7 protein-coding genes are annotated in these 9,143 nt (G+C 51.3%); all 7 read left to right on the top strand.

The genetic code is table 11. The features are described from left to right. Positions 1–665 precede the first annotated feature (665 nt). The 7 genes from A11A3_RS15375 to A11A3_RS15345 are packed head-to-tail and all read left to right on the top strand — an operon-like array spanning position 666 to position 9,020. Positions 666–1,535 (top strand): metal-dependent hydrolase, encoded by an 870-nt coding sequence (locus tag A11A3_RS15375; protein ID WP_040297295.1) that lies wholly within the window; start codon positions 666–668, stop codon positions 1,533–1,535. After that, positions 1,535–2,536, top strand: coding sequence for a BtrH N-terminal domain-containing protein (locus A11A3_RS15370; protein WP_008930251.1), 1,002 nt, complete (start codon positions 1,535–1,537; stop codon positions 2,534–2,536). Before A11A3_RS15375 ends, A11A3_RS15370 begins: the two co-directional genes overlap by 1 nt. Continuing rightward, positions 2,511–3,491, top strand: a complete 981-nt coding sequence (locus tag A11A3_RS15365) for a PaaI family thioesterase (protein ID WP_230457772.1) — start codon at positions 2,511–2,513, stop codon at positions 3,489–3,491. The genes A11A3_RS15370 and A11A3_RS15365 overlap by 26 nt, the downstream gene beginning before the upstream one ends. Before the next feature lie 58 nt (positions 3,492–3,549). Then, entirely contained in the window at positions 3,550–5,100 is a 1,551-nt protein-coding gene (locus tag A11A3_RS15360) for a long-chain-fatty-acid--CoA ligase (RefSeq protein ID WP_008930249.1), read from the top strand. A gap of 47 nt (positions 5,101–5,147) precedes the next feature. Next, positions 5,148–6,308, top strand: a complete 1,161-nt coding sequence (locus A11A3_RS15355) for an acyl-CoA dehydrogenase family protein (RefSeq protein WP_007150215.1) — start codon at positions 5,148–5,150, stop codon at positions 6,306–6,308. A gap of 8 nt (positions 6,309–6,316) precedes the next feature. Then, positions 6,317–7,432, top strand: coding sequence for an acyl-CoA dehydrogenase family protein (locus A11A3_RS15350; RefSeq protein WP_008930247.1), 1,116 nt, complete (start codon positions 6,317–6,319; stop codon positions 7,430–7,432). Then, entirely contained in the window at positions 7,419–9,020 is a 1,602-nt protein-coding gene (locus tag A11A3_RS15345; protein WP_008930246.1) for a GMC family oxidoreductase, read from the top strand. The genes A11A3_RS15350 and A11A3_RS15345 overlap by 14 nt, the downstream gene beginning before the upstream one ends. Positions 9,021–9,143: the final 123 nt, after the last annotated feature.

Below are 9,143 nucleotides of genomic sequence, written 5' to 3'. Positions count from 1 at the left end.
AAACCGTCCGTGGAAACGGGGTAGAACCCGGGGTGTGCGGAAAAATGGGAGATCGTCCTTTCTGCGTTTCAACCTGGCTTTTCTTTAAGTTCGGTATCCATTCAGTGGCTGAGCGAAAAATGTGATTTTGGAAGAGTCAGTGGTCGTCCAAGAAAATTCCCTCAATCAGGAAGATTGGTATAGGTCTTGGCATAGCTTTTCGTACCGGATCGATTTCCCGGTAATTTGCTGCCAAAAACCAATGCCAAACCCTCTTCAGGCCAGATGTAACCAGCGATACCGGAGAGTTGCTTGTTAGTAGTATTGGTGAATCTAAGCAATGGTGCATAGCAAACAAGGCAGCAGGCAACTATCGGGCGGTGCCAATGGCTTGGGGGGGGGCAGTCAACCAGTGGGCTCGAGAATGGCGATTCTGTGCCATTAGTTCCTGTTTTCAATAGCTTACCGAGCGTGGGTGCTGGAAATTACCCAGGACAATTCCGGCATGGCGGAATGGTTCAGAGGGGCTCTGTTACCTGTCTTCCATGATCGAGCCCTCCTTCAGATTACACATATGCAACTTTACGTTTTCGAGGGGCGCGAGCCTGTTTGTTGACATTTGGTTGTTCAACCAAATAATATCAAGGCATGTCATCCTATAGACAGCCTGTTTCATTGGAGGAGTTATGAGTTCTGTGCCAATCCAACCGCGGAAAGTCGCTTTTGATGTCTCGTCAGTGCCACGGCACTGGAATGGCGGTGACCCCGTGCTGACCCGCTTCTTTGATGCCCTCTCAGTGCATTTCCCGGAGGGGGAGCGCTTCTTTATCCAGTCAGTGCGTAACTTCAAGGATCAAGTGACAGATGATCAGCTGAGCGAGGATATTCGTCACTTTATTCGCCAGGAAGGTCAGCACGGGATTGTCCATGATCGTTTCAACGATGTGATGGCCAGCCAGGGCGTGGATGTGGATAAGGTCACTGCGAATCTAAGGACCTTTATTCGCACCACACAAAAGTACCTGCCGAAGAAGTATCAGCTCGCCATGACGGCGGCGTTTGAGCACTTTACGGCAACCCTGGGCGAAACCATGGTCAGCGAGAAGAGCGAGATGTTTAGCGAGGCTGACCCCGTCATGAGAGCGCTATTTCTGTGGCACGGGGTCGAAGAAGTAGAGCACAAGGCCGTGGCCTATGATCTTTATCAGGGCGCAGCAGGTGGAGGCTACTTGACGCGCGCGTCTGCGTTGGTGGTTGCGACCCTGATGGTTCACCTTGTCGTGGCTCCAGTATTTTGGAATATGCTCAAGCTTGATGGCGTAACGCGCCAGCCTGGTGTGATTCTGCGAGGCCTGAACAAGCTTTATGGGCGAAAAGGTATTCTCACAGGCATGCTGCCTGATTTCCTCGCTTGGTTCCGCCCTGGATTTCACCCTTGGGATACCGGTATGCCTGAGAAGGTTGCCGCGTGGTTGGCGGAGTATGAGACTCATGGAGATCCGATGCGGGCATCGGAAACCATTTACGGTCCGGCTCCAGTGAGTGAGGCAGCCTGATGCATGGAGACAAGCAGGATCTCCCCAGTACCGTCGATGTTCCTCATACACATCGGCCTGGGCGTCACTGTGGCAGTTCAGCTATCAGAGACCTGCTGGAGTTTCATGGGCTTAATTTGACGGAAGCTTTCTGCTTCGGGCTGGGTGCCGGGCTTGGTATTACTTATGTGGAAATACCAGGCACGGACACCCCGTTTATTGTCCATGTCCGTTCAATGGGATTTGAGGAAACGGTGTTCTCTACACTGGGCGTGCCGTTTCGCTGGGAAACTTGGCAAGATAAATGTGCTGCCGCCGATGCGCTGGATGCCCATCTTGATGCGGGGCGGCCTGCGCTTCTCTTAACTGATATTTTTTACCTTCCTTATTTCAAGAGCAGTACACATTTCCCCGGTCACGCCATCGTCGCCTGGCAGCGAGCCGAGAAGGGCGAGACGATGCTCGTTAGCGATACCGAGCGCCCAGGGCTTTTAGAGGTGCCTCGTGACAAGTTGGTTGAAGCCAGATTCTCCTTGTCGCCACCCTTTATCCATCATGGTTCATTGTTCGCACCCGAAAGTGTTTCGGTTCAGGTGTCTGCCGAGAACGTGCGCAGTGCGATTGTGAAGAATGCAGATAATCTCCTGCAAGGAAGCAGGAATCACGGTATTCAAGCGCTAACAACTTGGATCCAGGAACTTCCTCGCTGGAAGGCAGTGGATAAATGGCAATGGTTGCTCCGTTTCGCCTATCAAGTGATCGAGAAGCGTGGAACGGGGGGCAGCGGCTTTAGAGCGATGTATTCAGAATTTCTCGATGAAGCGAGTGAAATTGTTCCTGAAATACATGAGGCAGGCTTGGTCGAGTTGATGCGAACGAGTGCTGCGGCATGGTCCGCTCTGGCTGATTGTCTGCGAAAGGGGTCCGAAAGTGAAACATTCCCTGAAGAGGCAATAACGGACGCCATTGAATCTGTGCGTGTTGCAGAGACCCGGTATGCGGATGCCGCTTCAACATTCTGATAAAAAGTTGCTAACTATGACAGCTGAGACATCACTCCCGAGAGAACTGCTTGCCGCAAAGGCTTTTTTTGGTTCAGGGCATCCGTTGTTCAGGGTTTTTGGTATCGCAATGGATGACATTACCAAAGATGGCGCGGTAATGAGCATGCCTTGTGTGGAAGAGGTTTGTGATCAACAGGGAAAGCTTCATCGGGGAGCCATCGCTACCTTGCTTGATACGGCATGTGGTTTGGCGATTTTTGTGCGCCTCGGCGACATGCGCCCAATTGCGACAATTGACTTGCGCGTTGATTTCATCGCTAACCCCGAGGCTGGCGAAGGGGTGGCATGTAATGTCACCTGTTTTGCAGTTGAAGAAAATATTGCCTATGTCCGTGGAGAGGCATTTGGGCGTGATGGCGGCAATTTGCTGGCGTCGGTATCAGGCAGTTTTGCGATAGGAACGGCAGGCCCGTCCTTTGATCAATCTGTGAATCCTAGCAATAAGAGAGCCCCCTCCAAGAAAAAAACAATCGATGATGAAGGAATCATCAGCTTCGAAACAGAAAGGGTAACCGCTCTCTCTACTGTGGTCGGCGATGTATCACCATACGAAAAATTTCTTGGTATGACGGCTTCGGACGATAACGGCGAAGCAACCTATAAAATGCCGTTTCGCGAGCAGCACATTGGCAACCCTCTGATCAAGACTTTTCATGGCGGTATTATCGCAAGCTTCGCGGAGCTTGTTGCTGGCGCGCACTTAACAGCGAATCAGACTGAACAAAATAAGCCAGTATGTTCAAGTATGACTCTGGATTATTTGCGCCCGGCCTTTGCGGGTACGTTGGTGGCCAAGCCGAACATTATTCGTGAAGGAAAGCGCTTCATTGTGGTTGTTGTGGATGTGTTTCTTGATGGCGCCCAGGTTTCCCGAGGTCGCTTCATTTATAAGAGAGCCTTCGCTTCCAGCTAATCCAATCTATAAACAACCCTCCCCCCTTCCTTTTCTGCCTCAATAGAGGAGTTCTGTTATGTATATTTCACAGACTTTGCGCCGTGCGGTTCAATTAAACGGCCAAGGTACGGCTACCGTTTTTGCTGGTCGGCGGCAAACCTGGCGAGAGTTTGAAGACCGTATCGCATGCCTTGCTAACGGGTTGCTAAGTCTGGGCATCAATGCGGGTGACAGGGTTGCCATACTGGCATTAAACAGCGATCGCTACCTGGAGTATTTCTATGCAGTGCCGTGGGCCGGTGCGGCAGTGAATCCCGTCAATATTCGGCTCGCACCACCTGAAATCGCCTATACCTTGAATGACTCAGGTTCTAAAGTGCTTTTCGTTGATGACACCTTTGCAGCATTGCTGCCATCCCTACAGCCACAGCTTGAGTCTATCAAGCATGTTGTCTTCATGGGTGAGGGTGAGTGTCCACAAGGGTGTATTGATTATGAATCCCTTGTCGCCAACGCCGGTCGAATCCGTGACGCCAATGCTGGCGGTGACGATCTGGCGGGGCTGTTTTATACCGGTGGTACCACTGGGCGGTCAAAAGGCGTGATGCTGAGTCATGACAACCTGGTATTCAATGCCCTGAACGTGGTTGCCGAGATGGGCTATGACAGTGACACCATATATATGCATGCCGGGCCCATGTTCCACTTGGCTGATATGGCCAGCACGTTTGCCGTGACACTGGCTGCGGGGACACATGGCATTGTTCCTCGCTTTGATGTTGATGAAGTGCTGGCTTTCATTGAGCAGGAGAAAGTCACGAACACCCTGTTGGTGCCGACCATGGTCAATCTTCTAGCCTCATCTGGGCGCATCGCCAATTACGATGTCAGCAGCATAAAACGCATGCTGTATGGCGCCTCGCCAATGCCAGAGGCGGTATTGATTAGTGCTATGGAACAAATGCCGACAGTGTCATTTGCTCAGGGCTATGGCCAGACCGAAGCCTCCCCAATCATTACCTCACTCGGGCCAGAACATCACATTCCCGGCGGAGAAAAATTACGTAGCGCCGGTCGCGCAGCACTGGGTGTGGAGGTGGTGGTGCTTGATGAAAATGATCAGGTGGTATCTCAAGGTACGGTTGGCGAAATATGTGCGCGGGGACCAAACGTCATGTTGGGTTACTGGGGAATGGAATCAACAACCGCTGATACCTTGCGCAATGGTTGGCTACATACCGGCGACCTTGGCTACATGGACGAGGATGGATTTGTCTTCATCGTTGATCGAGCCAAGGACATGGTAATTAGCGGTGGAGAAAATATTTTCTCTGTTGAAGTTGAAGGTGCCATTTATAGCCATCCTGAGGTACAGGAGTGCGCGGTAATTGGTATTCCCGATGAACGCTGGGGTGAAGCTGTGCATGCAATCGTGGTGCTGCGTGAAGGAGAGCACGCCAGTGAGGCAGAGATTATCGAACATTGCCGTGAAAGAATTGCAGGTTACAAAGTGCCTCGTAGCGTTGATTTTAAGGCAGAGTCGTTGCCGGTGAGTGGGGCAGGTAAGGTGCTGAAAAACGAACTGCGAGCCCCCTTTTGGGAGAGCAACGGTAAACAGGTTAATTGAGTAATCGATGACCTTGTATTGCGAAATTTATTGGCTTGGAGGCTTCCATGAATCTGGATTTCAGTAATGACGAAAAAGAATTTCGTAAGAGTATCCGGCAGTGGATGAAGGAAAATGTGCCTGATGATATTCGGCGCTGTACTGCCCGAGGAGCGATGCCAGACAAGAATATGCAGCAACGATGGGAGCGTTTGCTGGGCAGTCAAGGTTGGCTCACGTCTACTTGGCCAGAACAATTTGGTGGCCCAGGGTGGAGTGCAACCCAGCGGTATATTTTCGATCAGGAACGCGCCTCGGCAGGGGCTCCGCCAACAAGTCCTTTTGGTGTGGCCATGGTTGGGCCGGTGTTATATACCTTTGGTTCTGAAGCACAGAAGGAACGGTGGTTGCCCGGCATTCAGCGTGGCGAAACGCTATGGTGCCAAGGTTATTCTGAGCCCAATGCGGGCTCAGATCTGGCCTCGTTAAAAACGCGAGCCACGCGTAATGGCGACCATTATTTGGTTAATGGTCAAAAAATCTGGACGACACAGGCCCATTGGGCAGACATGATGTTTTGCTTGGTGCGAACGGATAGCACCGTGAAACAGCAGCAGGGTATTTCATTCCTGCTGATCGATATGAAAACCCCCGGGCTTGAAGTACGGCCGATTTATTCAATTGATGGGCATCATCACCTTAACGAAGTCTATTTTACCGACGTGAAAGTGCCTGTGGAAAATTTGGTGGGTCAAGAAGGAATGGGGTGGACCATTGCCAAGTTTCTTCTTACCCACGAACGCACCACCATTGCCGGTGTGGCGGATATTCACTACGAAATCAATCGCCTTAAAAGTGCTATCGATGCGCTACCAACGGAAACAGATAAGCAGTTGGCGGTGCGTCGGTTGGCTGGCTTGGAAGTCGATCTTATGGCACTGGAATACACCAACTTTCGCACCGTTGCTGCCACAGATGAAGGCAAGCCGTTCGGCCCAGAATCGTCAGGACTGAAAATCAAAGGCACGGAACTACAGCAAAGGGTTTCCCAAGCGATGGTGGAAATCGGAGGTTTGATGTCTTTGCCATGGGATAACGAGGAGCCCATTGGGGAGCAAATTTTTAATCAGGCCAGTCGCCGCTATAACTTCCTGCGTGCGTGCACCATCTATGGTGGATCTAACGAGATCCAGAAAAACGTGTTGGCGAAGATGTTGCTCGGATTGTGAGGTGAAAAATGGATTTCAAGTTACCCGAAAATACCACCATGATTGCGGATACCGCGCGCCGTTATCTTAAAGACAACTATTCATTTGACAGCTACATTGCACAGTTGAATGAGAGTAATCACCTTGAAGCGAATCGCTGGCAGGCCATGAATGATTTGGGTTGGTTTGGCCTTCCGTTTGCTGAATCTGTTGGAGGGTATGGCGGCTCATTGCTTGACGTGTGCGCCATTGTTCAGGAGTTAGGAGCCGCGCTTTGTCTTGACCCTTTTGTCGATTTAATTGTTTCCCCCGGCAAGTTATTGGAGTTCGCCAATACGCCAACATCCTTGGCGTTGCTTGATCGCATTATTTCTGGTGAGGCACGTGTGGCTTGCGGTCTTTATGACCGGCATGCCGGTTATCACGTGCTGAACCCTTCCTTGAGGCTAAACGGAGAACGACTTTCCGGGCAGAAGCACGTTGTGTCTGATGGTGGCGTTGCAGACGCCGTGCTCGTCTCCGCTATGTCTGGTGATGAGTTGGCCATTGTCGCGCTACCTTTCGACGCCTGTGACGTTGAAAGATATCGACTGCTCGATGGAAGCCGTGCTGCCAGTTTGACGCTTGATGATGTGCTCATCACAGACGAAATGGTTTTGTGTCGTGGTGATGCGGCAAAGCAAGCGGTTTCTGCCTGGTTCGATTATCTGTGCGCATTGGACTGCGCACGTATGTACGGCGCCTGCCGAGAGGTGTATCAGGCCACTCTGGAATACGCTCGAACGCGTAAACAGTTTGGTACAACGATTGGCAGTTTTCAGGTAATCCAGCACTACCTTGTTGATGCGTTTATTGATCTCCAGCAGCTGGAATCCATGCTCTTGATGGTGTCAGTAAAAGGAGAGAGCGCAAACGTCTGTGAGCGCGGGCGCGCGACAGCGGCGGCAAAGGCTTACTACGCAAACCGGGCCGTTGGTATCACTCAGCAAGGTATCCAGATCCATGGTGGCGTTGGTGTTACGGAAGAGCTGAACATTGGCCATTACTTCCGTCTGGTGACACATGCATCATTGAGTCATGGCGACCGAGAGCACCACATGTCACGGTTTATTCAGGCGGGGGAGAAGCAAAATGAAGTCGTTTGATTTTATCGTCGTGGGGGCGGGCTCTTCGGGCTGTGTTCTTGCCAACCGGTTAAGCGAGTGCGGCAAGTATTCCGTTTGTCTTATTGAGGCCGGCCCCCACGATAATAGCGGTTTTATTAATATTCCGTTTGGACTCATCGGTCTAATTAAACAAGGAAAGCGAAACTGGGGCTACGACACCGCGCCACAGAGTCACCTTAATAAAAGGCGCCTCTACTGGCCGCGAGGAAAAACACTGGGGGGCAGCAGCTCAATCAATGCCATGGTCTACATTCGAGGCCAACAACAAGACTATGATGACTGGGCAGCGCAAGGCGCAACAGGGTGGGCGTGGAAAGATGTGCAGCCGGTATTCAATGCACATGAAAACAATGAACAATACTCCGCTGACAATTGGCATGGTGTGGGTGGGCCACTGAATGTTACCCGAGTCAGGGATGTTAACCCGTTAACCCCGCTGTTTATTAAGTCCGGTGAAGAGCTGGGTTATACCCGAAACGATGATTTTAACGGGCCGGAACAGAAAGGCTTTGGCCGGTTTCAGGTAACACAAAAAGAAGGGCGCCGATGGAGTGCCGCGCGTGCTTTCCTGGATCCTGCACGTGGCCGCGATAACCTGCACATCATGACGGATGTGCAGGTAACCAAGGTGTTACTGGATTGCGGCAGGGCGATTGGCGTCGAAATTTGTGATAGTGATGGTGCTCAATCGGTCATTCGTACGAACAAAGAAGTCATCCTGTCCGGTGGGGCGATCAATAGCCCTCAGTTGCTGATGTTGTCGGGTATTGGAGAGCGAGAGCACCTATCGAAAATCGGCATCACCTGTTTGCAAGACTCGCCGGAAGTTGGGGAGAACCTTCAAGATCACCTTGATATGACCGTCATGATCAAGGACAAAAGCCGTCAATCAATCGGCATGTCACCGTTTTTTATACCTCGGCTGATTAGTGCCTTCTACCAGTATTTTCGTCATCGGCGCGGCTTTCTTGCCAGTAACGCGGCGGAAGCAGGGGCTTTTGTCAGCCTGCTCAGCGAGTCGGATCGTCCGGATGCTCAGCTACACTTTTTACCGGCTTATCTTCGAGATCATGGACGTCAGTTGACGCCAGGGTTTGGTTGTACGATTCATGTGTGCCAACTCAGGCCTAAGAGTCGAGGACAGATTCGATTGGCCAATAGCGATCCATTTGCTGCGCCTTTGATAGACCCAAACTATCTTTCTCATCCTGACGATATTCTTGTGCTCCGTGAAGGCGTGAAACTAGCCAGAAAAGTGTTTCACAGTCATTCTTTCAGCTCTGCTTTTGGCGCTGATGACGAACCGGCTTCCAGCGTGGAGAGTGATGAACAGATTGACGCGGATATTCGCCAGCGCGCTGAAACAATCTACCATCCCGTCGGCACTTGCCGAATGGGTAGTGATAAAAAAGCGGTGGTGGATGTCCGTCTGCGGGTAAACGGTGTGAAGGGGTTGCGTGTCGCCGATGCCTCGATCATGCCACTGTTGATCAGTGGTAATACGAACGCGCCATGTATGATGATTGGCGAGCGAGCGGCACAATTCATTCTAGAGGATGCGCAATAAAGATCGGCTAGAGAAAAGCTATGATAAAAGGTGTAATGCCGGAGTTGCATGGAAGCAATTCCGGCATTTTTTTGTGTGTCTTTTAGCAAACGGTGGTGACAGAGTCGTCAACTATTCAGAGGT

Source organism: Alcanivorax hongdengensis A-11-3 (genome assembly GCF_000300995.1).
GTDB lineage: Bacteria > Pseudomonadota > Gammaproteobacteria > Pseudomonadales > Alcanivoracaceae > Alcanivorax > Alcanivorax hongdengensis.
This window is presented reverse-complemented; position numbering and strand designations above follow the sequence as displayed.

Bases quoted from the DNA above. Each gene is read 5' to 3' on its own strand.
- A11A3_RS15375 (WP_040297295.1), top strand. From the start codon at position 666: ATGAGTTCTGTGCCAATCCAACCGCGGAAAGTCGCTTTTGATGTCTCG.
- A11A3_RS15370 (WP_008930251.1), top strand. From the start codon at position 1,535: ATGCATGGAGACAAGCAGGATCTCCCCAGTACCGTCGATGTTCCTCAT.
- A11A3_RS15365 (WP_230457772.1), top strand. From the start codon at position 2,511: ATGCGGATGCCGCTTCAACATTCTGATAAAAAGTTGCTAACTATGACA.
- A11A3_RS15360 (WP_008930249.1), top strand. From the start codon at position 3,550: ATGTATATTTCACAGACTTTGCGCCGTGCGGTTCAATTAAACGGCCAA.
- A11A3_RS15355 (WP_007150215.1), top strand. From the start codon at position 5,148: ATGAATCTGGATTTCAGTAATGACGAAAAAGAATTTCGTAAGAGTATC.
- A11A3_RS15350 (WP_008930247.1), top strand. From the start codon at position 6,317: ATGGATTTCAAGTTACCCGAAAATACCACCATGATTGCGGATACCGCG.
- A11A3_RS15345 (WP_008930246.1), top strand. From the start codon at position 7,419: ATGAAGTCGTTTGATTTTATCGTCGTGGGGGCGGGCTCTTCGGGCTGT.